Origin of the sequence: Rhizobium sp. NPDC090275 (genome assembly GCF_044772225.1) — a bacterium.
In the GTDB taxonomy this organism is placed as follows: domain Bacteria; phylum Pseudomonadota; class Alphaproteobacteria; order Rhizobiales; family Rhizobiaceae; genus Rhizobium.
The window spans coordinates 834,748-858,444 of record NZ_JBIVYL010000001.1; the positions used below are offsets into that span (position 1 = coordinate 834,748).

Sequence of the window (23,697 nt, forward strand, 5' to 3'; positions counted from 1 at the left end):
AGCTCAGTTGATGATGAACTCGCCTTTCAATGCGCGCCATTCCGTGGCCGAGATCAGCTTGCGGTGAATGTAGCGCACCGAGTGCAGCGGTCCGTCCAGCGTCTCCTGCCAGAACTTCAGGAAGCCGCGCATTTCGGGAAAGTCGGGTGCAAGATCGTAATCCTGCCAGATGTAGGTCTGCAGGATCGCGTGATGATCCGGCATGCGGTAGAGGATCTGGGCCGTCGTCAGGCCGTAACCCTGAAGCTGTCTTTCCATGTCCTTGTGCATTTGATGCCTCGCTGTTCCCATTCGGCGCTTATTAGCGTCCGTTTAAATGAGAACATGACATGGTTACGCGAAGCTTGCGAAAAGGCTACAAGAAAATGGATATCATTATTTATTTTCAATAGCTTGGCAGCTCTCCGTCGAGAGTGCTGCCAAGGGGCTGATCGTTTCAGGTGCCGCGTCAGACGGCGCTCGATCCAGTTCCAGAGGTGCCTCAGGCTTTCGACCATGGCGAGATAGAAGATCGCCGCCCAGAGATAGGTCTGGTAGTCGAATGTGCGCGAGAAGGCGTAGCGCGTTTCACCCATGAGATCGAGCACGGTGATGATGGCGACGACAGCCGATCCCTTGATCAACAGAATGATCTCGTTGCCATAGGGGCGCAGCGCGACGATCAGCGCCTGCGGCAGCACGATCTTGCGGAAGGCGATGATCTTGTGGATGCCGAGCGAGGAGGCTGCCTCATGCTGGCCGCGCGGTACGCTCTCGATGGCGCCGCGCAAAATCTCGGCCTGATAGGCGGCGGTGTTGATGGTCATGGAAAACAGGCCGCAATACCAGGCATCGCGGAAGAACCACCAGAGGCCAACCGACTCCAGCTGCGGCCGGAACTGGCCGAGGCCGTAATAGATCAGGAAGAGCTGGGCGAGCAGGGGCGTGCCGCGGAAGATGTAGACGTAGCAGAAGGCGAGCCCGTTGATGATCTTGTTCTTCGACATGCGCGCGAAGGCGAGGGGTACGGACAAGACTGCGCCACAGACGACAGAGACGGCAACCAGTACGATCGTGGTCATCAATCCATGCAGATAGCGCGGGCCGTAGCGAGTGAATTTCTCGACATCCCAGCCCTCGATGATCATGCCGATCAGCGCGATGGCGAGAATGATCCACAGGCCAACCACGAGACAGCCCATGACGCGGGCAAGCGTCAGCGGCTTATCGAGGTTTTTCGGGGCCGGCTGCGGGGGGATCAGCACCTCTGCGTGGCTCATCGGCTAATCTCCGAGCGCTTCGCCCAACGTTCGATATAGCGCAGGCCGAACGAGGAAATGATGGCAAGCCCGAGATAGATGCCGCAGGCCAGTGTGTAAAACAGAAACGCCTCCTTGGTGACCTTCACCGCCACGCCCGTCTGGCGCAGCACGTCGGCAAGGCCGATGATCGAGACGTAGGAGGTGTCCTTCAAGAGGATCATCCAGAGATTGACGAGGCCGGGAAGAGCGATGCGCACCAGCTGCGGCAGGATAATCAGCACCATCGTGCGGCCGCGATGCAGGCCGAGCGCGTCGCCGGCTTCGTATTGGCCCTTGGGGATGGCGCGGAAGGCCGACAGGAGCACTTCCGAACAATAGGACGAGAACACCACAGAAAGAGCGATGACGCCGGAGACGAAGGCGTTGATCTCGATGCGGCCGTCATAGCCGACCCAGGCGAGCAGCGACTGGAGCAGGATCTGCATGCCGTAGTAGATGATGAACAGCGTCAGCAGTTCGGGCAGGCCGCGGAAGATGGTGGTGTAGATGCCGGCGGCAAGGCGTACCGCCTTTTCTTCCGATTGCTGGCCAAGCGCCACCATGAAGCCGATCAAAAGGCCGATCGGGAGCGTCACGAGGGCGACGGCGACCGTGACCTTCAGGCCGGCGGCGATCTCATCGCCCCAGCCGGTGTCGCCACAGGCCAGAATCGTCGATTGACCGAGCCATGTGAAAATGCCGACGGGTCCGCATAGCGGGTCAAACACATATCCAATCCAGGTCCAGAGCGAACCCAGTGCGGAGGACAATCCGCCCATGCCAAGTTTCCCCTCGCGGCTTTTGCCGCCTTGATATTGCACTCTTTGTCAAACAAAAATGGCGGAAGGGCAAGCCTCCCGCCATCGCATTTGTTTCAGGACTACAGCTTATTCGGCGCCGTAGACGTCGAAATCGAAATACTTGTCCTGGATCTTCTTGTAGGTGCCGTCGGCACGGATCGCCGCGATCGCCGTGTTCAGCTTTTCGCGGAGCGGATCGCCCTGGCGAACTGCGATACCAGCGCCAACGCCGTTGATTTCCTTGTCGACCGGCAGGGTCGTGAGGATCTTGCAGCATGCGCCGGCATCCGACTTGACCCACTGCGACAGAACGACGACGTCGTCGATGACGGCATCGACGCGGCCGTTGGAGATGTCGAGCTTGTACTCGTCAGCCGTCGGGTAGAGCTTCAGCTCGGTGTCGGCGAGGTGCTTTTCAGCGTAGTTGGCGTGCGTGGTCGAGGTCTGCGCACCGATCGTCTTGCCCTTCAGGCCAGCAACGTCGGTGACGGTGGAGTCCTTCGGCACGGCGATTGCCGGCGGGGTGTTGTAGTACTTGTTGGTGAAGTCGACGAGCTTCGAACGCTCAGGCGTGATCGACATCGACGAGATGATCATGTCGAACTTCTTGGCGTTGAGACCGGGGATGATGCCGTCCCAGTCGCTGCTGACGATGGTGCAGTCGGCCTTCATCTGCGTGCACAGCGCACGGGCGATGTCCATGTCGAAGCCGAGGAACTGGCCGCTTGCGTCAACATATTCGAAGGGCGGATAGGTCGAGTCCGTACCGATGACATACTTCTCGCCATCGGCCATTGCCGAGCCCGCGAAAAGAGACATCGCGGCGATCGAGGCGGCTGCGAGAAAACGGGTGGAGATATGCATGTGAATCCTCTCTGTTGGTTACCGCATGCCATCCCTTTGTTTTTTTGGTGGCATGAAGCAGGACGCTGCTTTGCAACGCCTTGCCGCGATAATCAAACCTTTTTTACGTGGATTGCAACTGCTTTCACTGCCTTGTCGTGCATCGCAACTATGGCGAAGCTGAACGTTTGCAGACCGTCATATTCATACCGGGTTAATGCGGCAATTCTTAAGACCATGGAACGAATCCTGACGTGCTCAGTTTAGCAAGGCTTGTTTGCGTGCCGAAAAGAGACGTCGTTGCGAACGCGAAGAATAAACAAGGAACGAGGAAACCTTATGGGAATGAAATCCAGATTGTTTGCCAGCGCGGCCTTTCCGCTTCTGTCCCTGTCGCTTGTGCTGCCCCCGGCGCACGTGTTTGCGGCAGCGCCGAGCGTAGAAGAGGTCGGAGCAGGCCATCGGGCCGTCGCGGGCAGCTTCGAGGTTGCGCAGGATGCGACCTCCGAAGAGGAGCTCCTGAAGAAGCGTCAGCAACAGGAACAGGAACAGCAGCAGCAGGCACCGGCCGAAGCGCCGAAGGCCGCTGAACCTCCGGCCGAGCCGCCACCGGCACCCAAGCGCGAAGCACCCGCCGAAGCTCCTCCGGCTGCCGCCGAACCGGCGCCGCAGGCCGAAGCGCCTGCCGAGAAGCCGAGAAAGCGCCAGCCGGCTGCAGAACAGCCTGCCGCCGAGCCGCAGGCAGCCGAGCCCGCCCAGCAGGAAGCGCCCGCTGAAAAGCCGCGCCGCCAGAAGCAGCCTGCCGCCGAACAGGAGCAGGCAGCACCGAGCGCCGAGCAGCCGGCCGAACAGCCGCGCCGCAAGAAACGCGACCAGCAGCCGCAGCAGGAAGAAGCCGCGCCGCAGCAGCAGCCCGCCGAGCAGGCCGCCCCGCAGGCGGAACAGCCGCAGGCCGAGCCGGCCCAGCCCGAGCAGGCAAAGCCGCCACGCAAGAACGGCAAGCCGGGCGCCGCCGATGGCAGCGAACAGCCCGCAAAGCCACACAAGAAGCCAACGGCCGAAGCACCGCAGGCCGAGCCCGCGCAAAAGCCGGCCGCGGAGACCGCGCCCGCAACCGAACAGCCCGCTCCCGACAACGCAGCCAAGCCGCAGGAAGCACCCGCGGGCAAGGCGCCCGTTCCGGCTCAGCAGCCTGCCGAAGCGCAACCCCAGGTGGCGCCCGGTCAGGCCAAGCCCGGCGAAGCGCCCGCGCAGCAGCAGGGAGAACAGGTCGCTCCGGCCCAGCCGGGCGCACCAGCCGGTCAGCCCGCCGATCAGGCCGGCCAGCCGCCGGCAGGTCAGCCTCCCGTTGCCCAGACCGAGCAGCCGATCCCGGCTCCTGAGAAGGTGACGCCGCAGGAACTCGAGCGTCGCAAGGAAATCGCCGCCGATCCGAGCAAGAGCACGGAGACCGTGGTTCTGCCTGTTCAGAACGGTGCAGCCGTTCTCGACAGCGACAAGGATGCGGATCGTTCCGGCGGTGTTCAGTCGCGCCGCGACCGCGACAAACAGCGCGGTCAGGAGCAGCAGGTGCGCGTGCCGAAATCGGATGCCGACGCGCAGTTGGCGGCGCCCGGTGCCGCAAAGCCTGCGCCCATCAAGATCGAAGCGATCACCGCCGAGCAGGGCCAGCGTCTGGACCAGCGCCCGCAATTTGCCCGTCCCGACGGTGCGAATTTCGGCCAGCGTGGTGACGACAACCGGGTCATCATCCAGTTCAACAACCAGACTTATGTTCGCCATGATGACGACAGCCGCTTCCTGCGCGACGGCGAACGTCCGATCTACGAGCAGCTGCCGCGTGACCGCTATCGCGAGACGATCGATCGCGACGGCTACCAGATCGTGACGGTGCGCAACCGCTACGGTGACATCATCCAGCGTTCGCGGATCGACAATCGCGGCCGCGAGCACGTGCTCTATTACACGCCTGATCTCTACGACAATCCCGACCGTGACTACTTCGAGGATCCGGGTGCCGATCTGCCGCCGATGCGCCTGCGCATTCCGCTGCAGGACTACATCATGGACACCAGCAGCGACGACAATCGCGACTATTACGACTTCCTGCGCGAGCCGCCTGTCGAGCCTGTCGAGCGTGTCTATTCGCTGAACGAAGTGAAGTATTCGGCTCGTATCCGCGACAAGGTTCGCCGTATCGACTTGGATACGGTAACGTTCGCGACCGGTAGCGCCGAAATCCCGATGAGCCAGGCGCGCAGCCTGCGCAAGGTGGCCGACGCGATCAACGAAGTGCTGAAGAAGGACCCGACCGAGACCTTCCTGATCGAAGGTCATACCGACGCTGTCGGCTCCGATCAGAGCAACCTGATCCTGTCCGACCAGCGCGCGGAATCGGTCGCCAACGTGATGACCGATGTCTACGGCATCCCGCCGGAAAACCTGGCGACCCAAGGCTATGGCGAGCGCTACCTGAAGGTCAACACGCAGGGACCGGAGCAGGAAAACCGCCGCGTCACCATTCGCCGCGTGACGGCGCTGGTGCGGCCGGTTGCCTCGCGCAACTAAGAGCGCGCATAAGCACGACAATGGGAAGGCCGCCGGGCGATCGGCGGCCTTTCCTGTTTCAGATCGGCTTATTTCAGCGGCGGAAGAGCGACTGTTGCCGCGATGAAATCGGCGATGGCAAGCGTGTCGTCGAGATCGAAGACGGGCAGGGTGGTGTCGGTGACCGGATGATCGGCGGCGATCGCGACGATGTGTGGATCGCCTGACGCCAGCGGCTCGCGGTTTGCCGATTCCAGCCGGCGGGCTTCGATCTTCGGGATCGGCTCGCGCTTGTAGCCCTCGATGAGGACGAGATCGCAGGGGGAGATACGGGCGAGGATTTCCTCGAAACTCGGTTCGGCCGCGCCGCGCAATTCGTGCATGATGGCGTAGCGCGTGCCGGAGACGATCGTCACCTCATGCGCGCCGGCCTGGCGGTGGCGGTAGCTATCTGCGCCGACCTTGTCGATGTCGAAATCATGATGGGCATGCTTGATCGTCGAAATCCGGTAGCCGCGGCGGGTGAACTCTTCGACGAGGCGAACCGCAAGTCCGGTCTTGCCGGAGTTCTTCCAGCCGGAAATGCCGAAGATCTTTGGCCGCTCGCTCATGTCAGCACCTTCATCCAGCGCTCTGCCTCGGCGAGGTCATCGGGCGTGTTGACGTTGAAGAACGGGTCGAGCAGGCTTGCCCGCGTCGGGCGCAATGGGAAGGCGACTTCCGTAACGTCATGCCGTAACAGGAAGTCGCGAACGCGGCGCTTCTCGTCGGTTGCGATCCAGCTTTCGAGGTCGTCGGCAAGCGCCACCGGCCAGAGGCCGAAGACGGGGTGGCTGCGGCCCTCGGAGGTCGCGATGGCGATCCGCGTGGGCGTGTCGATGGCGGCTGCCAGCCAGTCGACGAGATCGTGCGGGAAGAATGGGCTGTCGACGGAGACTGTTGCCACGTGCGTCACGGCGGGCAGGCTGGCACCATGCGCCATGGCGGCGTGGATGCCGGCCATGGGGCCGGCCTTGCCGGGGACGATGTCGGGGACGAACGGGCGGTTGCAGCGATCCGGCGCGGCGTCGGCATTGACCGCGACGGAGATGACCTGCGGCGATAGCTGCTCGATGACGCGGTCGAGCAGCGTGCGACCTGACAGCGTGACGCCTGCCTTGTCGCGGCCCATGCGCGAGGAGCGTCCGCCAGCAAGCACGACGCCTGGAATGTTCAATCGGTCGAGCGTGAAGCCGCTCGCTAGGGTGAGGATCGGGGGCTTGGCCATCAGACCGGTACTCTCGGTTCGGATTCCTGCGCGACCGGCGCGCCGCGCCGTTTGGCCTCACGATAGAAGGTGTAGAGCCCGGAGGCGATGACGATCGCGGCGCCGATCACGGTCCAGCTGTCAGGGACTTCGAAGAAGAACAACCAGCCAAGCAGCGCTGAGAAGATGAGGCTCGTGTAACGCAGTGGCGCGACGAAGGAGATTTCGCCGGTGCGCATTGCGGCGATGATGCATTGGTAGCCGACCAGCACCGTGATCGCCGCAACGGCAATATGTGAGAAGGACGTGGTGGTGACAGGCTTCCAGCCGCCGAGCACGGGCGTGAGCAGCGCGCCGAATACGGCAACCGCCATTGCCGTGATGACAGTGATCATCAGCGAAGGGATTTCCGGATCGATCTTGCGAGTGGCAAGGTCGCGGCCGGCGGTGACGAGGACGCTCGCGATGCAAAGGAGCGCTGCAGCCGTAAAACCATCGGCATCAGGACGGACGATGATCAGCACGCCGATCAGGCCGGTGAATATGGCCAGCATCCGTCGCCAGCCCACGGGTTCGCCGAAGAACAGCACCGCGCCGAAGGTGACCACCAGAGGCAGCGACTGGAGAATGGCGGATGCATTGGCAAGCGGCATCATGCCAAGCGCGGTGATATAGGTCGCGGCGGCAAGGATTTCGCAGATGACGCGAGTGGCGACCATTGGCTGCAGTAGGATGCGCCAGGAGCGCAGTGCGCCCATGCGGAGGGCGATCAGATAGACCAGCGCGCTGGTAATGACGCCGCGCATGCACATGATCTGGCCCGCGTTCATTTCCGATATGACCGATTTCGACAGCGCATCGCCCGCGGAAAAGAAGGCCATCGCGATCGTCATGTAGATCGCACCCTGAGTATTGCTTGACCGCGGCATAAAGAGATTCCGATTCCACCCCGCGCTCTTGTAGTGCGAGAGCGGGGCGATTGGAATCGAATGCTGGACACAGTCGTCATAATTCGATTGCGCAGTGCACAATGGCGCTGCTCAACCTACCGCGCGCAGCAGGTCACCCGCCGGTGACGCTCATGTGGCGGCTGACGGCGGGGCGGTTATGGGTGCGGTCGATGATGAAGTCGTGGCCCTTGGGCTTGCGGGAAATCGCCTCGTCTATCGCGGCGTAGAGCAATCCGTCGTCCTCTGTTGCCCGTACGGCCGAGCGCAGGTCGGCGGCGTCGTTCTGGCCGAGGCACATGTAGAGCGTGCCGGTGCAGGTAAGGCGCACACGGTTGCAGCTCTCGCAGAAATTATGGGTCATCGGCGTGATGAAGCCCATGCGGCCGCCGGTTTCCTCGACGGTGACGTAGCGGGCAGGGCCACCGGTGCGGTAGCCGATTTCGCTCATCGTGAACTGCTTTTCGAGATCGGCGCGCAGCTTGGAGAGCGGGAGGTAGCGATCGGTGCGATCCTCCTCGATTTCACCCATCGGCATGGTCTCGATGACGGTCAGATCCATGCCGCGACCATGGGCGAAGCGGATCATCTCGGGCATCTCGACGTCGTTGAAACCCTTGAGGGCGACGGCGTTGAGCTTTATGTGCAGGCCCGCCTTCTGGGCGGCGTCGATGCCTTCCATAACCTTGTGGAAGTCGCCCCAGCGGGTAATCTCACGGAACTTGTCAGGATTGAGCGTATCCAGCGACACGTTGATGCGGCGAACACCGCAATCATAGAGCTCGTCGGCATAACGCGCGAGCTGGGAACCGTTGGTGGTCAGCGTCAGCTCGTCGAGGCCGGAGCCGATCTGTTTGCCGAGCGCACGCACGAGATGCATGATGTTCTTGCGCACCAGCGGCTCGCCGCCGGTCAGTCGCAGCTTGCGAACGCCCTTGGCGATAAAGGCGGAACAGAGCCTGTTCAGCTCTTCCAGCGTCAGAAGATCCTTCTTCGGCAGGAAGTTCATGTTCTCGGCCATGCAATAGGTGCAGCGGAAATCGCAGCGATCGGTCACCGAGACGCGCAGATAGGTGACGGCCCGCTGAAAAGGGTCGATCATGGGTTTCGCATCGGCCACGAGAGGCGTGGCGTTGGCGATCGTTCCAACCTTGCTGTTCACTACAGTCTCCAATCTTCCAATAATGTGCGTACTGTGCACCGCAACGTCAAGCAAGAGGCCGCTCGCTTACAATAAATTGAACTTGCCTCGCACGGACGCATTGCCTACTCCTCGAAACGAAGAGGAGCAGCATATGAGCGACATCTGGCCGACGGAGCTGAAGGTTACGAAGGATCGGCAACAGCTGGTCATCACCTTCAATAATGGAGAGAGTTTCACGCTCAGTGCCGAGATGCTGCGCGTTCTTTCACCGTCAGCGGAGGTGCAGGGTCATGGACCGGGCCAGAAGGTCACCGTTCCCGGCAAGCGCAATGTCGCGATCATCTCCATGACCCCTACCGGCAATTATGCTGTCAGGATCGGCTTTGACGACATGCACGACACCGGGATTTTCACATGGTCGTATCTGCGCGAACTTGGGGAGCGCGGTGAAGAGCTTTTCGCGGCCTACGAGAACGAGCTTAGTGAAAAAGGCATGAACCGAGATACCTCGGAAAAGCCGCGCTGAGCGCGCCGTCGCGCGTAGCCTCAAACGAGATGGCGCATGTCACGCCAGCGTCATTTTAGGCGGCTAATTACTGAAAAGAAACAACACGATGGAACGGCCATGAAAATCATCGAGACCGTTGAAGAACTGGCCACCATTTACGGTGGCGGCTTGTCGGAGGCATCCGTGGCGAAGGTGACCAATTACCTGACGCCGCTCTATCGACAGATGATCGAGGCTTCGCCCTTCGTTGCATTGGCAACCGTCGGTCCAGAGGGGCTGGACTGTTCTCCGCGTGGTGACCTCGGAGGCGTCGTGCGCGTTGTCGACAACAAGACGCTTCAGATGCCTGACTGGCGCGGCAATAACCGTGTCGATTCGCTGTCGAACATCGTGCGGGACCCCAGGCTCGCCCTCATGTTTCTGATCCCGGGGTCGAATACGACGATGCGGATCAACGGGCGCGGTGTCGTTTCCAACGACGAGGCGCTGCTGACATCGTTCGAGATGGACGGCAAACATCCGCGCACCGTTATCGTGGTGACGATCGAAGAAGTCTATTTCCAATGCGCTCGGGCGCTGATCCGCTCGGAGCTGTGGAATCCAGACAAGTTTGTCGATCCGAAAGGGCTTCCCACGCCGGGCCTGATGCTGAAGGCGGCAACGGAGGCGTTCGATCACGAGACCTATGATCGCGAATGGGCCGCGCGCGCGGCCAAGACGATGTGGTAGCGTTTGATATAGGGCCGCGGTTCGTCGCGGCTCAGGCCTTGTAGATCAGCCAGCTCTTGGTGAAGTCCTTCTGCATGCCGTCCTCGAAGAGGACGCTGCAGTTGCGGCCGGCGTTCTTGGCGCCGTAGAGGGCGACGTCGCTCTTGTGATAGAGCTCGCCCGCATCCTCGGCGCTCGATGCCATACAGATGCCGACAGATACCGTGACCGGTCCATAGTTGACGCGGGTGCGGGAATTCTTGAACGGCGTGGCTTCAAGCGTGCGGCGGATGCGCTCGGCGACGGCCATGACTTCGTCGGCCGTGTTGCCTTCGATGATCAGCGCGAACTCCTCGCCACCGGTGCGGGCAACGAAGACATCGCGGCGCACGTTGGCGCGGATGACCGACGCGACCGTCGCGAGGATCTTGTCGCCGACGGGATGGCCGTAGGTGTCGTTGATCTTCTTGAAGTTATCGATATCTGCCAAAACAAGCGCCGTGATCGGGCGCATGGCCGGATTGTTGAAGACGGCGGCGAGACGATCGTCGAAGGCGCGGCGGTTGGAGAGGCGGGTCAGCGAATCCGTATTGGCGATGCGTTTGTACTCGTCGAGTTCCTTGCGCACCTGATCCATTTCGTTGGAGCGCTGCACGACGTTTTCGACCGTGCGCTCGCCGTGCGCCATGGTGTTCCCGGTCGCCTCGGTCAGGAGATGCAGTGCATTCTGGATGAGGTCGGCGCTGGAGGTGTTCTTCGAGGTGATGCGGTTGTAGGTCTCGCCGAGCAGCCTGTTGTAGCTTTCGAGCGACGTTTGTTCCTGGCGCAGAACGCGCAGCACCGATTCGAGTTCGGCGGCGATGCGGGTATGGGCGTCGTCGAAGACGCGGCCAGCGCCGTGGCTGAAATGCTGCGCGCCGAGTTCGTCGAGTTCTTCCTGGGTCGCCTGGTTGCCAAGGGCCGCAAGATCGCGCGTCAATGCCGGGTTGGAGCCAATATAGGCTTCGTAGAACAGTTCATAGTTTCGCGGAATGGGCGCAACACCCATGGAGCGCATCGCAAAAGTGATCTGGCTCGCCACATCGGGAACCTGCGTCTTTGGCGCCACAGCCGTCGTCATCCGGCCACTCCTCATGGTACATCTCAAAAGTCTTCTCTTATTTCTTAAGCTACAATTGTTTTGAAATGATTAAGGTTGGATATACCAGAGATTACATGTGAATTTTATTCCGATTGGCAGATCTGTTCTTATCTCTATGATTTTTATATCGGAATCAAAGTGGAGGCGGAGGGCGTCTACCCGCCTTGAGGGTATCTTTCTTTAGATGGCCTGAGCGAAATATTCGCCAGACATCATCGCCGTCAATGATCCATTGACAATCGGTTTCCGATATCGGTTCTTTTGTGAACGATAAGGAAGTGGCAATTTGTGCTTCAAGGCACCGTAGCGGCGCCATGAGAAAGCAAAACGCCATGCAAACGTCCCATAACTCGCCTCCAGCCGTGCTCGCTGCCGCTGTTATTGCCGGATCTCTTTTCCTGATCCAGCAACAAGGCTTCTTTCATGGTGCATTTACTTCGGAAATACTGGCAAGCATCAATGCCGAAGATGTGCTCGTCGCGAGCGATTACACCGCGACAAGCAAAGGCGAAGTGGCTGGCGGCCGCGTGACCGCAACTGCCCACTGAAAAAAATCAGCCGAGGTTGAATTCCTGGAAGAAGTCGTTGCCCTTGTCGTCGGTGACTATGAAGGCAGGGAAGTCCTCGACCTCGATCTTCCAGACGGCTTCCATGCCGAGTTCCGGATATTCCAGCACCTCGACCTTGCGGATGCAGTCCTGCGCGAGACGCGCAGCCGGGCCGCCGATGGAGCCGAGATAGAAGCCGCCATGGGTCTTGCAGGCCTCGCGCACGGCGCGCGAACGGTTGCCCTTGGCGAGCATGATCATCGAGCCGCCGAAGGACTGGAACTGGTCGACATATGAGTCCATGCGGCCGGCCGTGGTCGGGCCGAAGGAGCCTGAGGCGTAACCGGCGGGCGTCTTGGCCGGGCCGGCATAATAGACCGGGTGGTTCTTCATGTAATCCGGCATGCCTTCGCCCTTCTCAAGGCGCTCGCGGATCTTCGAATGTGCGAGGTCGCGGGCGACGATGATGGTGCCCGTCAGCGACAGGCGCGTCTTCACCGGATGCTTGCTGAGTTCGGCAAGTATGTCGGCCATCGGCTGGTTGAGATCGATCTTGACCATCGATTCCGACAGCTTTGCCTCGTCGATCTCGGGCATGTACTTGGACGGATCGGTTTCCAGCTGCTCGACGAAGATGCCTTCGCGGGTGATCTTGCCCTTTGCCTGGCGGTCGGCGGAACAGGAGACGCCGAGGCCGATCGGCAGCGAGGCGCCATGGCGGGGCAGGCGGATGACGCGGACGTCATGACAGAAATACTTGCCGCCGAACTGCGCGCCGACGCCCATCTGTTGCGTCAGCTTGTGGATTTCCTTTTCCATCTCGACGTCGCGGAAGGCGTGGCCGCTTTCCGAACCCTCGGTCGGGAGATCGTCGAGATAGCGCGTGGAGGCGAGCTTGACGGTCTTCAGGTTCATCTCGGCCGAGGTGCCGCCGATGACGATCGCCAGATGGTAGGGAGGACAGGCCGCCGTACCCAACGTGAGGATCTTCTCCTTGAGGAAGTCGATCATCCGGTCGTGCGTCAGCAGCGAGGGGGTGCCCTGATAAAGGAACGTCTTGTTGGCAGAACCGCCGCCCTTGGCCACGAAGAGGAAATTGTATTCGTCCGTGCCTTCCTCGTAGATGTCGATCTGGGCCGGCAGGTTGTTCTTGGTGTTCTTTTCTTCGAACATCTTGATCGGGGCGAGCTGCGAGTAGCGCAGGTTCTTCTTCTCGTAGGCATCCATCACGCCCTTGGCGAGCGCCGAATAGTCCTCACCCTCGGTCCACACGCGGCGGCCCTTCTTGCCCATGATGATCGCGGTGCCGGTGTCCTGGCACATGGGCAGGATGCCGCCGGCGGCGATGTTGGCGTTCTTAAGGAGGTCGTAGGCGACGAAGCGGTCGTTGTCGGTCGCCTCTGGGTCGTCGAGGATCGAGGCGAGCTGCTTCAGGTGGCCGGGGCGAAGCAGGTGGTTGATGTCGGCAAAGGCGGTCTCGGCCAGCAGACGGATGCCCTCGGGCTCGACGGTCAGGATATCCTGGCCCTTGAAGCTGTCGACAGAGACGTGGTCGCTGCTGATCTTGCGGTACTGGGTGGAGTCTTTGCCGAGAGGGAAGAGATCGTCAGCCATCGAATGACCTTTCGTGCGGGCCGGAATGGAAATCGCAGACGGTCTATGCGGGCATCTGGCCAATTGCAATCATTCTAAAACCTTCGAAAAACGCTCAAGAATGCACAAAAAGCACCGCCACGGAGGCCGTGGCGGTGTCTGGTGGTTCATCGATGATCCGGGATGGCGCTTACTTCGGGCCGATCATTGTTTCCGGGCGGACGTACTGGTCGAACTCCTCATTCGTCAGGTAACCGCCGCCGACGGCTTCCTCGCGGAGCGTCGTGCCGTTCTTGTGGGCGGTCTTGGCGATCTTGGCGCAGATGTCGTAGCCGAGCCGGCCGTTGAGCGCTGTCACCAGCATCAGGGAGTTCTCCACGCCCTTCTTGATATTGTCCTCGCGGGCTTCGATGCCGACAACGCAATTGTCGGTGAAGGAGACGGCGGCGTCGCCGAGCAGCTGTACCGACTGCAGGAAGTTATAGGCCATCATTGGGTTGTAGACGTTGAGCTCGAAGTGGCCCTGGCTGCCGGCGAAGGTAAGCGCGGCGTTGTTGCCGAAGACGTGGGCGCAGACCTGCGTCAGCGCTTCCGACTGCGTCGGGTTGACCTTGCCGGGCATGATCGAGGAGCCGGGCTCGTTTTCCGGCAGCGACAGTTCGCCGAGGCCGGCGCGCGGGCCGGAGCCGAGGAAGCGAATGTCGTTGGCGATCTTGAAGAGGGCAGCGGCGGCCGCATTGATCGCGCCATGGGCGAAGACCATCGAGTCATGCGAAGCGAGCGCCTCGAACTTGTTCGGCGCGGTGACGAAGGGTAGGGCGGTAATAGTGGAGATTTCTTCGGCGACCTTCTCGGCAAAGCCGATGGGCGCGTTGAGCCCGGTGCCGACGGCGGTGCCGCCCTGGGCGAGCTTGGAGAGTGCCGGCAGCGTCAGTTCGATATTGGCGATCGCGGAGGCGACCTGCGCTGAGTAGCCGGAGAATTCCTGGCCAAGCGTCAGCGGCGTCGCGTCCTGCGTATGCGTGCGGCCGATCTTGATGATGTGGCTGAACTCGGTGACTTTCATGTCGAGCGCTGCATGCAGATGCTTCAGGCCCGGCAGCAGGTGGTGGACGATCTGCTCGACGCAGGCGATGTGCATGGCCGTCGGATAGGTGTCGTTCGACGACTGGCTCATGTTGACGTGGTCGTTCGGATGCACCGGCTTCTTCGAGCCCATGACACCGCCGAGCACCTCGATCGCGCGGTTGGAGATCACCTCGTTGGCATTCATGTTCGACTGCGTGCCGGAGCCGGTCTGCCAGACGACCAGCGGGAAGTGGTCGTTGAGCTTGCCGTCGATGACTTCCTGGGCGGCGTCTATGATGGCGTTGCCGACCGCCGGTTCCAGCTTGCCGAGCGCCATGTTGGCGCGTGCGGCGGCCTGTTTGACGATCCCCAGCGCGCGCACGATCGACAGCGGCTGCTTCTCCCAACCGATCTTGAAGTTGCCGAGCGAGCGTTGCGCTTGCGCGCCCCAATACTTGTCGCTTTGTACTTCAATCTCGCCGAAAGTATCGGTTTCGATACGGGTGGAAGTCATGGCCATGCCTTTCTTTCGCGTGAGCGGCTGCGGAGATGCCGTCTTATAGATCTCAAGCCAGCCCAAGAAAACAGCGGGGATCAAAAATATGAGCCGCGAAGTCATATTAGCGGCTGCGCTATACGTGGTTTTTTGGCCACGTCTTATTTTTTATCTAACAACGTCTTTTGGGGGACTGTGTGAGCAGGCGAAAATAAAGTAAAAAATTAACCAATAATTTCATAATTTTGTGTGAACTGCCGGGAGGCGGCGGGTTTGCTACGTTACGGAAGAGTGAGTTCTTCGAGGGTGGCGGTGGCGTCCCGTTTCTGCCATGTCACCTGACAGCGACGGGTGAGTAAAGAGTTTGAGCTGGGCGATGCCCATGACCGAAGACAGCATGAGACTGGGACTGGAAAAAGCATGACATTCTTCTTGAAAGGTGCGGTTTCCGCACTGGCACTTTCCTGCGGCATGGCCGCTATGGGTGTCGCACCCGCGCATGCCTATACGCTGATGGACATGATCCGAGGTGATCGTGCCCGCACCCAGAGCACCATCATCAATCCGGCTCCAGAAGTGCTGCCGCCGCAGGTCAATACCAGCGCGCCGCTGCCGAAGGTGTCCGCACCGCGTTACTACACCTACAAGGTGGATCCGATGCGGCTTGTCGATACCGGCAAGTTCACCGATCCCGTCGTCACCGGCGCGGTTGCCGCCGTCGGTACGCCGAGCGATGCAACGCCATCGGTGCAGCGTCGCTATCTGATCGATGCCAAGGTCCGCGCACCGGTCGAAGTCGCGAAGGCGCTCGAGACTTACTACGGCGACACCAAGAACGAACTGGTCTGGCTGACCGGCACCGAGGTCAACGATCGCGCCAAGGCGGCGATGGCCTTCCTCGCCAATGCCGGTTCCGTCGGTCTCGACCCGGCCGACTATGCCGTCGAGGTTCCCGCTGTCGATCCGGCCAATCCGGATCCCGCGATGCGCGACCGCGCGCTGACGCAGTTCGAGCTGGCGCTGTCGGCCAAGGTTCTGGCCTATGTGCAGGATACGATCCGTGGCCGCGTCGACCCGAACAAGCTCTCCGGTTATCACGACTTCGCCCGCAAGACGGTCAATCTCGATCCGGTGCTGAAGCTGGCACGGATGAGCCCCGATGTCGGCGCCTATCTCTCGAGCCGCACGCCGAATGGTCCGCAGTTCGCAGCACTGCAGGCCGAGCTTGCCAAGCTGAAGGGCCAGGGCAATGGCGAGCAGCCGATCAAGATCGAACTCAGCGGCGTGCTGCATCCCGGCGAAACCTCTTCGGAAATCCCGAACATCGTCAAGGCGATCGACAAGCACGGCTCGGCCGCGCTGAAGAGCGAGAACGCGGCGACACTGGCCGCCTATACCGGCGGTATCGATTACTCGCCCGAGATCGTGACGCTGGTCGAAGCCTTCCAGAAGGAACATGGTCTGAAGCCTGACGGCATCGTCGGCCAGGCGACCGTTCGCACCATGACCGGCGGCGACAGTAACAGCTCGAAGATCGAGAAGGTTGTTGTGGCGATGGAACAGGCCCGCTGGCTGCCGGCCGATCTTGGCCCGCGCTACGTCTTCATCAACCAGCCTGCCTTCATGGTCTACTACCACAACGACAACAAAGAACAGTTGTCGATGCGCGTGGTGATCGGCCAGCCGTCGCACCAGACGTTCTTCTTTCAGGACCAGATCCAGACGGTCGAATTCAACCCGTTCTGGGGCGTTCCGCAGTCGATCATCATCAACGAGATGCTGCCGAAGCTGCGCTCCGACCCGAACTATCTCGATCGCATGGGCTATGAAGTCGCCGTCGGCGGCCGCGCCGTACCGTCTTCCAGCGTCGACTGGTACGGTTCGACCGCGAACGTCTCCGTGCGCCAGCCACCGAGCGGTGACAATGCGCTTGGCGAACTGAAGATCCTTTTCCCGAACGCGCATGCGATCTACATGCACGACACGCCTTCGAAGAGCTTCTTCAAGCGTGACATGCGCGCGCTGAGCCACGGTTGCGTGCGTCTCGCCGATCCACGCGCGATGGCGGCTGCTGTCTTGAACACCACGGTCGACAAGATCGGCCAGGAGATCGCGACCGGCAAGAACCACGCGGTGCAGGTGCCGCAGAAGTTCCCTGTCTACATCGCCTACTTCACGGCCTGGCCGGACAAGAACGGCGTCGTTCAGTATTTCAACGACGTCTACGACCGCGACACCTACGTCCAGAAGGCCTTCGACGCCACGACCAAGGCACGCGGCGCCCAGATTTGATTTTAGACGCCGCGCGGCCCCATCGGTCGCGCGGCGTTTTTCAACCTGTCGATGTCTGATGATATCGGCGATCAGCCGGCGTGCAGGAAGCGGATCGCTTCGTCGCGGCGGAAGAGATAGAGCAGGGTGCGCACGGCGTTGCCTCTTTCGGACGTCAGGTCCGGATCACGCTCGATCAGATAGGCCGCATCCTTGCGGGCGATCTCCAGCAAATCGGCATGCGCCTCCAGGCTCGCAATCCTGAAACCCGGGGTTCCGGACTGCCGCGTTCCCAACAGTTCGCCTTCTCCGCGCAGCTTCAAATCCTCTTCGGCGATCCTGAAACCATCTTCCGTATCGCGCATAATCGTGAGACGCGCGTGGCCGGTTTCGCCCAGCGGTCCGCGATAGAGCAGGATGCAGGTGGAGGCCTCGTCGCCGCGCCCGACGCGGCCGCGCAACTGATGCAGCTGTGCCAGACCGAAACGCTCGGCATGCTCGATGACCATGATCGTCGCATCCGGCACGTCGACGCCCACCTCGACCACCGTGGTCGCGACGAGAAGGCGGATCTCGCCTGACTTGAACGCCATCATCACCGCGTCCTTCTCCGCGCCGCTCATCCGGCCGTGGATCAGGCCTACGCCTGGCCCGAGTGCGGACACCAGCGTGGCGTGGCGCTCTTCGACCGACATCAGGTCGCTCTCTTCGGATTCCTCGACCAGCGGGCAGATCCAGTAGGCCTTCTTGCCGTCGGCCAGCGCCGCCTTCAAGCGTCCGACGATATCGCCGATACGTTCGGTGGGGATGGTGATCGTCTGGATCGGCTTGCGGCCGGCGGGCTTCTCTGTGAGCTTGGAGACATCCATATCGCCGAAGGCTGCCAGCACCAGCGTGCGCGGGATCGGCGTTGCTGTCATGACCAGCATGTGCGGGGTGATGCCCTTGGCGGTCAGGCGCAGGCGCTGGTGGACACCAAAGCGGTGCTGCTCGTCGACGACGGCCAGCATCAGGTTCTTGTAGTTCACGGTATCCTGGAACAGCGCGTGAGTGCCGATGACGATCTGGGCCTCGCCTGAGGCGATCCTCTCAAGGATCTCGTCGCGTTCCTTGCCCTTGGTGCGGCCGGTCAGCACCTCGATGCGGATGCCGGCGGCGGCCGTGTATTTGGCAATGGTCGCGTGATGCTGGCGGGCGAGGATTTCGGTCGGCGCCATCAGCACGGCCTGGCCGCCGCTTTCGATGACCGCGGCCATCGCCATCAGCGCCACCAGCGTCTTGCCGGAGCCGACATCGCCCTGCAGCAGACGCAGCATGCGATCGTCGCCGGCCATGTCTTTCAGGATCTGCGCGATCGCCTCGGTCTGGCTGCCGGTCGGCGAAAATGGTAGGGCTTCGAGGATCTGGCGGCTGAGGTGGCCCGTCGCATGCACCGGCTGGCCCGCGACCTTGCGCAACCTTTGGCGCACCAGCGCCAGGGATAGCTGGCCGGCCAGGAATTCGTCATAGGCGAGGCGGCGGCGGGCCGGCGCCTGCGGATCGATATCGGCGGGATCGCGCGGCTCGTGCAGGCCGTGGAAGGCATCGGCGGTCGAGGGCAGGCCCTGCTTTTGGGCCAGCGCCGCATCGATCCATTCGGGGAACACGGGCGTCTTCGGCAGGGCGGCTTCGATGATCTTGCGCAGCGTCTTCGGCGAAAGGCCGGCTGTCAGCGGGTAGATCGGCTCGACCAGCGGCAGGTTTTCCGCTTCGCTGGCTTTGACGATGTAATCCGGGTGGACCATCGAGGCGCGGCCGTTGAACCAGTCGATCTTGCCGCTGACTGTCACCTCTTCATCGAGAGGGAGCTGTTTCTCCAGCCATGTCGACTGGCCGCGGAAGAAGACGAGCGTCAGCTCGCCGGTCTCGTCGTGCAGGAAGACACGGTAGGGGACGTTGCTCTTCTTGTTCGGCGGCGGCTGGTGGCGGTCGACGCGACCGGTGATCGTGACGATAGCGCCCTGCGGCGCGCGCGCGATGCCTGGCTGGTTACGCCGGTCGATCAGCGAGTGCGGCGCATGAAAGAGCAGATCGACGACACGGCAATCCTCCGGCGTCTCGCGGCCGAAGAGCTTGGCGAGCAGTTCGGCGATCTTCGGGCCGACGCCGGGCAGGCCGGAGACGGAGGAAAACAGCGGATCGAGAATGGCGGGGCGCATGCCGGCAAAATGCGACGAACAATGCGTGCTTGGCAAGGCTGACAAGCCGCTTTCGAGGGTCTATAGAGGCGCATCAACAGGAAGCTATGCCATGACAGGTGTCACACTCTCGAGCGCCGATCTCGATCCCCGCCGCCGCCGGATACTGTTCCGCTGCTGGCATCGCGGCATCCGCGAGATGGATCTGGTGTTCGGCCAGTTCGCCGAGCGCGAGATCGCGGGGCTCTCGGATGAGGAGCTCGACGAGTTCGAGACGATCATGGCGGAAGAGGATAATGATCTGGTGCGCTGGATCATGGGAACCTGGCCGATCCCCGAGCGTTTCCAGACACCGATGTTTACGCGCCTGTGCGCCTACAAGCCCGACTTCGAATACCCCGCCGACAGCCTGCCCAGGAATGGATGATGATCCCCGGTTTTGATGCGAAGAAGCTGACGGCGCTTAACGTGCCGCTGACGATAGGCAATGTGCCGGCCGGACTGGAGCCGATGCTGCTGGCCGAGCTTGCGCGCGCCGGCGCGCCGGTCGCCTATGTGCTCTCCGACGGGCAGCGTATGGCCGATCTGGAGCAGATGCTTGGTTTCGTAGCACCCGATATTCCCGTTCTGACGCTGCCTGCCTGGGACTGTCTGCCCTACGACCGTGTGTCACCGAGTGCAGACACGTCGGCACGTCGGCTCGCCGCACTTGGTGGGCTGATCGCGCACCGCAAGAAGCCGCATGCGGCGATCGTGCTGGTGACCGTCAATGCCATGCTGCAGAAGGTGGCGCCGCAGGATGTGATCGAAAGCCTGACCTTCTCGGCGCGGCCCGGCAACCAGGTGCGGATGGACGACCTCGCCGGGCGGTTGGAGCGCAACGGCTTCGACCGCGTCGCCACGGTGCGCGAGGTCGGCGAATACGCGGTGCGCGGCGGTATTCTCGATGTCTTCGTGCCGGGCTCGGAAGAGCCGGTGCGGCTCGATTTCTTCGGCGATACGCTTGAGAGCATCCGCAGCTTCGATCCGGCCAGCCAGCGCACGACGGGGCAGGTGCGTTCGCTCGACCTCAACCCGATGAGCGAAGTGACGCTGACGCCCGATACGATCAGCCGCTTCCGCAAGAACTATCTCTCGACCTTCGGTGCCGCCACACGCGACGACGCGCTCTATCTGGCGATCTCGGAAGGGCGGCGCTATCCCGGGATGGAGCACTGGCTACCGCTGTTCTACGACCGGCTGGAAACGGTGTTCGACTATCTCAAGGGCTTCCGTTTGGTCACCGACCATACGGTGCGCGAGGCGGCCGAGGAGCGCTCGAAGCTGGTCTTCGACTATTACGATGCGCGCCTGAACTCGGGCAAGCCGGTGAAAGGCATGTCGCAGGGCACGCCCTACAAGCCCGTCGTGCCCGGTCAGCTCTATCTCGACGGCAAGACGTTTGCGGCGACGCTCGACGCTTTCGATGCGATGCGTATCACGCCGTTCAACGAGCACGAGGGCGAGGCGCGCCGCGTCGTCAATCTCGATGCCCGCCAGGGCGAACGCTGGGCGCGACCGAGTGCCGAGGGTGGCGGCAATGCCGAGCGCGTCAACGTATTTGACGTCGTCGTCAAGCATATAGCCGACAAGCGTGCGAGCGGCGCCAAGGTGCTGATCACCGCCTGGACGGAAGGGTCGCTGGAGCGGCTGCTGCAGGTTCTCGCCGAGCACGGGCTGGCGCGTGTCAAGCCGATTGCGGCGCTGAAGGAGATCGACAAGCTCGATCAGGGCGAGGCGGCTGCCGGGGTCTATAGCCTGGAGACGGGCTTCGAGGTCGGTAATCTCGTCGTCATCGGCGAGCAGGATATTCTCGGCGACCGCATGGTGCGCCGCTCGAAACGCCGCAAGCGGGCCGCCGACTTCATCTCCGAGGTCGCGGGTCTCGACGAAGGTTCTGTCGTGGTCCATGCCGAGCATGGCATCGGCCGGTTCATCGGGCTCAGGACTATTCAGGCGGCCGGCGCGCAGCATGCGTGCCTGGAGCTGCAATATGCCGACGAGGCGAAGCTGTTCCTTCCCGTCGAAAACATCGATCTTCTGTCGCGCTATGGCGGCGAGGGGACGGAGGCTCAGCTCGACAAGCTCGGCGGCGGCGCATGGCAGATGCGCAAGGCCAAGCTCAAGAAGCGTCTGCTCGACATGGCAGACGGCCTGATCCGCATCGCCGCCGAGCGGTTGACGCGGCATGCGCCGGTGCTGACGACGCCCGAGGGGCTCTACGACGAGTTCGCCGCTCGCTTCCCCTATGACGAGACGGAAGACCAGGACAACGCCATCGAGGCGGTGCGCTCCGATCTCGGTGCCGGGCGGCCAATGGACCGCCTGGTCTGCGGCGACGTCGGCTTCGGCAAGACGGAGGTTGCGCTGCGCGCCGCCTTTGTCGCGGCGATGAACGGCATTCAGGTCGCTGTCGTGGTTCCGACGACGCTTCTGTCGCGCCAGCACTTCAAGACCTTCTCCGAGCGCTTCCGCGGGCTACCGGTGCGTGTGCAGCAGGCCTCGCGCCTTGTCGGCTCCAAGGAGCTGGCGCTGACGAAGAAGGAGATCGCCGATGGCAAGACCGATATCGTCGTCGGCACGCATGCGCTGCTCGGCTCCGGCATCCAGTTCGCCAATCTCGGCCTGCTGATCATCGACGAAGAGCAACATTTCGGCGTCAAGCACAAGGAGCGGCTGAAGGAGCTGAAGAGCGACGTTCACGTCCTCACGCTATCTGCCACGCCGATCCCGCGCACGCTGCAATTGGCGATGACGGGTGTGCGCGAGCTGTCGCTGATCACCACGCCGCCGGTCGACCGCATGGCGGTGCGTACCTTTATCTCGCCGTTCGATTCGCTCGTGATCCGCGAGACGCTGATGCGCGAGCATTATCGCGGCGGCCAGAGCTTCTATGTCTGCCCGCGTCTGGCGGATTTGGAGGAGGTTCATGCCTTCCTGCAGTCCGATTTGCCGGAACTGAAGGTCGCCATCGCCCACGGCCAGATGCCTCCGGGGGAGCTCGAGGACATCATGAACGCCTTCTACGAGGGGCGTTACGATGTGCTGCTATCGACGACCATCGTCGAATCCGGCCTCGACGTGCCAACGGCCAATACGCTGATAGTGCATCGCGCCGACATGTTCGGCCTCGCGCAGCTCTATCAGCTGCGCGGCCGCGTCGGTCGCTCCAAGGTGCGCGCCTTCGCGCTGTTCACGCTGCCTGTGAACAAGGTGCTGACGGCGACGGCGGAGCGGCGGCTGAAGGTGCTGCAATCGCTCGATACGCTCGGCGCCGGGTTCCAGCTTGCCAGCCACGACCTCGATATTCGTGGCGCCGGCAACCTGCTGGGCGAGGAGCAGTCCGGTCACATCAAGGAGGTCGGCTTCGAACTCTACCAGCAGATGCTGGAAGAGGCGGTGGCCGAGGTGAAGGGCGTCGACGAGATCCAGGATACCGGCTGGTCGCCGCAGATCTCGGTGGGCACGTCGGTGATGATCCCCGACGGTTACGTGCCGGACCTGCATCTGCGCATGGCGCTCTACCGGCGTCTCGGCGAGATCACCGAGCTCAAGGAAATCGATGCCTTCGGCGCCGAGATGATCGACCGCTTCGGGCCGATGCCGATCGAGGTGCAGCATCTCTTGAAGATCGTCTACGTCAAGTCGCTCTGCCGCATCGCCAATGTCGAAAAGGTGGATGCCGGGCCGAAGGGCGTGGTCATCCAGTTCCGCAACAAGGAATTCCCGAACCCAGGCAATCTGGTGGGCTATATCGCCAAGCAGGGCTCGATGGCGAAGATCCGCCCAGACCACAGCGTGTTCCTGACCCGCGACCTCCCGACGCCGGAAAAGCGGCTGCAGGGAGCGGCCGTCATCATGACGCAGCTGGCGGAGCTGGCGAAATAACGTCTTGGTTGTGCTTCTCTGATTATTATCGTTGCGTACTCTTTAAATGTGATTCGCAATAAGGGAACAGTATATGACAGTGCATGCAAATAATGCTTCAAACGGTACAGTTATGCTGCCCGTTGGGGGATCTGAAGTTAGTATGCAAGTTTTGCAAGACGTATACGCGAAGTTTACGGGCAAAAAAGAACAGATATCAAAGTCAATATCGTTTAATCATCTTACTTCTTTTGAGGATATTGAGAATCTTCATCAGAAGATTATTCAGATTTGCGATCAATACAACGTTATCCAGAGAAATGAATCAATAGTAGTTTATCATATAAATAATTCTAAAGATCAATTTAGCATTTTTGATACTGCTTATCCCGCTTGCTCAGGGACCTACAACATATTGCGGTAGACGGATTGGCCACTCCCCTGCTGGACGGCATCGGGGACGAGGTCTTGTCG

19 protein-coding genes and 1 pseudogene are annotated in these 23,697 nt (G+C 61.6%); 8 read left to right on the forward strand and 12 right to left on the reverse strand.

Translation table 11 applies throughout. The features are described from left to right. Nucleotides 1–3: 3 nt before the first annotated feature. From ACIQUB_RS04020 to ACIQUB_RS04035, 4 genes and pseudogenes are all read right to left on the reverse strand, one after another. Nucleotides 4–270, reverse strand: a complete 267-nt coding sequence (locus ACIQUB_RS04020) for an usg protein (RefSeq protein WP_018900581.1) — start codon at nt 268–270, stop codon at nt 4–6. A 161-nt stretch (nt 271–431) separates the two neighbouring features. Continuing rightward, nucleotides 432–1,259: pseudogene (locus tag ACIQUB_RS04025) on the reverse strand (ABC transporter permease); the annotation flags it as partial. Continuing rightward, nucleotides 1,256–2,059, reverse strand: coding sequence for an ABC transporter permease (locus ACIQUB_RS04030; RefSeq protein ID WP_111563505.1), 804 nt, complete (start codon nt 2,057–2,059; stop codon nt 1,256–1,258). The gene ACIQUB_RS04030 and the pseudogene ACIQUB_RS04025, both read right to left, overlap by 4 nt. 108 nt (nt 2,060–2,167) lie before the next feature. Beyond that, nucleotides 2,168–2,944 carry a transporter substrate-binding domain-containing protein gene (locus ACIQUB_RS04035; RefSeq protein WP_112822799.1) on the reverse strand — a complete coding sequence of 259 codons (777 nt, stop codon included), beginning with the start codon at nt 2,942–2,944 and terminating at the stop codon, nt 2,168–2,170. 318 nt (nt 2,945–3,262) lie between these two features. Between ACIQUB_RS04035 and ACIQUB_RS04040 the strand changes: the two genes are divergently transcribed. Further along, the gene (locus ACIQUB_RS04040; protein WP_113236234.1) at nt 3,263–5,491 is read left to right on the forward strand and encodes an OmpA family protein; all 2,229 of its coding nucleotides are present in this window, start codon (nt 3,263–3,265) and stop codon (nt 5,489–5,491) included. A gap of 68 nt (nt 5,492–5,559) precedes the next feature. On the opposite strand, the gene mobB is transcribed toward ACIQUB_RS04040, so the two are convergent. From mobB to moaA, 4 genes are all read right to left on the reverse strand, one after another. Continuing rightward, complete coding sequence (gene mobB / locus ACIQUB_RS04045; RefSeq protein ID WP_402928717.1) at nt 5,560–6,081, reverse strand: molybdopterin-guanine dinucleotide biosynthesis protein B; 522 nt, start codon at nt 6,079–6,081, stop codon at nt 5,560–5,562. Next, on the reverse strand, nt 6,078–6,737 hold the full coding sequence (mobA, locus tag ACIQUB_RS04050; RefSeq protein ID WP_113236236.1) for a molybdenum cofactor guanylyltransferase MobA: 660 nt from the start codon (nt 6,735–6,737) through the stop codon (nt 6,078–6,080). Before mobA ends, mobB begins: the two co-directional genes overlap by 4 nt. Beyond that, complete coding sequence (locus ACIQUB_RS04055) at nt 6,737–7,645, reverse strand: DMT family transporter (protein WP_113236237.1); 909 nt, start codon at nt 7,643–7,645, stop codon at nt 6,737–6,739. Before ACIQUB_RS04055 ends, mobA begins: the two co-directional genes overlap by 1 nt. A gap of 133 nt (nt 7,646–7,778) precedes the next feature. Beyond that, nucleotides 7,779–8,765 carry a GTP 3',8-cyclase MoaA gene (gene moaA, locus ACIQUB_RS04060; protein WP_402928740.1) on the reverse strand — a complete coding sequence of 329 codons (987 nt, stop codon included), beginning with the start codon at nt 8,763–8,765 and terminating at the stop codon, nt 7,779–7,781. 193 nt (nt 8,766–8,958) lie between these two features. On the opposite strand from moaA, the gene ACIQUB_RS04065 reads away from it, so the two are divergent. Further along, nucleotides 8,959–9,333: a gamma-butyrobetaine hydroxylase-like domain-containing protein gene (locus tag ACIQUB_RS04065; protein ID WP_113236239.1), complete on the forward strand. Its 375-nt coding sequence runs from the start codon at nt 8,959–8,961 to the stop codon at nt 9,331–9,333. Nucleotides 9,334–9,432: 99 nt separating this feature from the next. Beyond that, nucleotides 9,433–10,044 (forward strand): pyridoxamine 5'-phosphate oxidase family protein, encoded by a 612-nt coding sequence (locus ACIQUB_RS04070; protein WP_113236240.1) that lies wholly within the window; start codon nt 9,433–9,435, stop codon nt 10,042–10,044. Between the two features lie 31 nt (nt 10,045–10,075). On the opposite strand, the gene ACIQUB_RS04075 is transcribed toward ACIQUB_RS04070, so the two are convergent. Beyond that, the gene (locus ACIQUB_RS04075) at nt 10,076–11,143 is read right to left on the reverse strand and encodes a GGDEF domain-containing protein (RefSeq protein ID WP_113236241.1); all 1,068 of its coding nucleotides are present in this window, start codon (nt 11,141–11,143) and stop codon (nt 10,076–10,078) included. Nucleotides 11,144–11,478: 335 nt separating this feature from the next. Between ACIQUB_RS04075 and ACIQUB_RS04080 the strand changes: the two genes are divergently transcribed. Continuing rightward, on the forward strand, nt 11,479–11,712 hold the full coding sequence (locus ACIQUB_RS04080) for a hypothetical protein (RefSeq protein WP_113236242.1): 234 nt from the start codon (nt 11,479–11,481) through the stop codon (nt 11,710–11,712). A 6-nt stretch (nt 11,713–11,718) separates the two neighbouring features. Here ACIQUB_RS04080 and ACIQUB_RS04085 read toward each other — a convergent pair whose 3' ends face one another. Together ACIQUB_RS04085 and fumC are read right to left on the reverse strand one after the other, a co-directional pair. After that, the gene (locus ACIQUB_RS04085) at nt 11,719–13,326 is read right to left on the reverse strand and encodes a fumarate hydratase (protein ID WP_111563515.1); all 1,608 of its coding nucleotides are present in this window, start codon (nt 13,324–13,326) and stop codon (nt 11,719–11,721) included. 169 nt (nt 13,327–13,495) lie between these two features. Next, a complete protein-coding gene (fumC, locus tag ACIQUB_RS04090; RefSeq protein WP_113236265.1) occupies nt 13,496–14,887 on the reverse strand; it encodes a class II fumarate hydratase in 1,392 nt (463 codons plus the stop codon). Nucleotides 14,888–15,289: 402 nt separating this feature from the next. On the opposite strand from fumC, the gene ACIQUB_RS04095 reads away from it, so the two are divergent. Continuing rightward, nucleotides 15,290–17,161: a murein L,D-transpeptidase gene (locus tag ACIQUB_RS04095; protein WP_113236243.1), complete on the forward strand. Its 1,872-nt coding sequence runs from the start codon at nt 15,290–15,292 to the stop codon at nt 17,159–17,161. A gap of 71 nt (nt 17,162–17,232) precedes the next feature. Here the strand turns inward: ACIQUB_RS04095 and recG are convergent, their stop codons facing one another. Further along, nucleotides 17,233–19,338: an ATP-dependent DNA helicase RecG gene (gene recG / locus ACIQUB_RS04100; protein WP_113236244.1), complete on the reverse strand. Its 2,106-nt coding sequence runs from the start codon at nt 19,336–19,338 to the stop codon at nt 17,233–17,235. A gap of 91 nt (nt 19,339–19,429) precedes the next feature. Here recG and ACIQUB_RS04105 point away from each other — a divergent pair, with 91 nt between their 5' ends. From ACIQUB_RS04105 to ACIQUB_RS04115, 3 genes are all read left to right on the forward strand, one after another. Then, entirely contained in the window at nt 19,430–19,744 is a 315-nt protein-coding gene (locus ACIQUB_RS04105; protein ID WP_112980577.1) for a succinate dehydrogenase assembly factor 2, read from the forward strand. Then, entirely contained in the window at nt 19,744–23,244 is a 3,501-nt protein-coding gene (gene mfd, locus ACIQUB_RS04110; protein ID WP_113236245.1) for a transcription-repair coupling factor, read from the forward strand. The genes ACIQUB_RS04105 and mfd overlap by 1 nt, the downstream gene beginning before the upstream one ends. Before the next feature lie 73 nt (nt 23,245–23,317). Then, complete coding sequence (locus ACIQUB_RS04115; RefSeq protein WP_162737385.1) at nt 23,318–23,647, forward strand: hypothetical protein; 330 nt, start codon at nt 23,318–23,320, stop codon at nt 23,645–23,647. Nucleotides 23,648–23,697 lie beyond the last annotated feature (50 nt).

Bases quoted from the DNA above. Each gene is read 5' to 3' on its own strand.
- ACIQUB_RS04020 (WP_018900581.1), bottom strand. From the start codon at position 270: ATGCACAAGGACATGGAAAGACAGCTTCAGGGTTACGGCCTGACGACG.
- ACIQUB_RS04030 (WP_111563505.1), bottom strand. From the start codon at position 2,059: ATGGGCGGATTGTCCTCCGCACTGGGTTCGCTCTGGACCTGGATTGGA.
- ACIQUB_RS04035 (WP_112822799.1), bottom strand. From the start codon at position 2,944: ATGCATATCTCCACCCGTTTTCTCGCAGCCGCCTCGATCGCCGCGATG.
- ACIQUB_RS04040 (WP_113236234.1), top strand. From the start codon at position 3,263: ATGGGAATGAAATCCAGATTGTTTGCCAGCGCGGCCTTTCCGCTTCTG.
- mobB (WP_402928717.1), bottom strand. From the start codon at position 6,081: ATGAGCGAGCGGCCAAAGATCTTCGGCATTTCCGGCTGGAAGAACTCC.
- mobA (WP_113236236.1), bottom strand. From the start codon at position 6,737: ATGGCCAAGCCCCCGATCCTCACCCTAGCGAGCGGCTTCACGCTCGAC.
- ACIQUB_RS04055 (WP_113236237.1), bottom strand. From the start codon at position 7,645: ATGCCGCGGTCAAGCAATACTCAGGGTGCGATCTACATGACGATCGCG.
- moaA (WP_402928740.1), bottom strand. From the start codon at position 8,765: ATGATCGACCCTTTTCAGCGGGCCGTCACCTATCTGCGCGTCTCGGTG.
- ACIQUB_RS04065 (WP_113236239.1), top strand. From the start codon at position 8,959: ATGAGCGACATCTGGCCGACGGAGCTGAAGGTTACGAAGGATCGGCAA.
- ACIQUB_RS04070 (WP_113236240.1), top strand. From the start codon at position 9,433: ATGAAAATCATCGAGACCGTTGAAGAACTGGCCACCATTTACGGTGGC.
- ACIQUB_RS04075 (WP_113236241.1), bottom strand. From the start codon at position 11,143: ATGACGACGGCTGTGGCGCCAAAGACGCAGGTTCCCGATGTGGCGAGC.
- ACIQUB_RS04080 (WP_113236242.1), top strand. From the start codon at position 11,479: ATGAGAAAGCAAAACGCCATGCAAACGTCCCATAACTCGCCTCCAGCC.
- ACIQUB_RS04085 (WP_111563515.1), bottom strand. From the start codon at position 13,326: ATGGCTGACGATCTCTTCCCTCTCGGCAAAGACTCCACCCAGTACCGC.
- fumC (WP_113236265.1), bottom strand. From the start codon at position 14,887: ATGACTTCCACCCGTATCGAAACCGATACTTTCGGCGAGATTGAAGTA.
- ACIQUB_RS04095 (WP_113236243.1), top strand. From the start codon at position 15,290: ATGACATTCTTCTTGAAAGGTGCGGTTTCCGCACTGGCACTTTCCTGC.
- recG (WP_113236244.1), bottom strand. From the start codon at position 19,338: ATGCGCCCCGCCATTCTCGATCCGCTGTTTTCCTCCGTCTCCGGCCTG.
- ACIQUB_RS04105 (WP_112980577.1), top strand. From the start codon at position 19,430: ATGACAGGTGTCACACTCTCGAGCGCCGATCTCGATCCCCGCCGCCGC.
- mfd (WP_113236245.1), top strand. From the start codon at position 19,744: ATGATCCCCGGTTTTGATGCGAAGAAGCTGACGGCGCTTAACGTGCCG.
- ACIQUB_RS04115 (WP_162737385.1), top strand. From the start codon at position 23,318: ATGACAGTGCATGCAAATAATGCTTCAAACGGTACAGTTATGCTGCCC.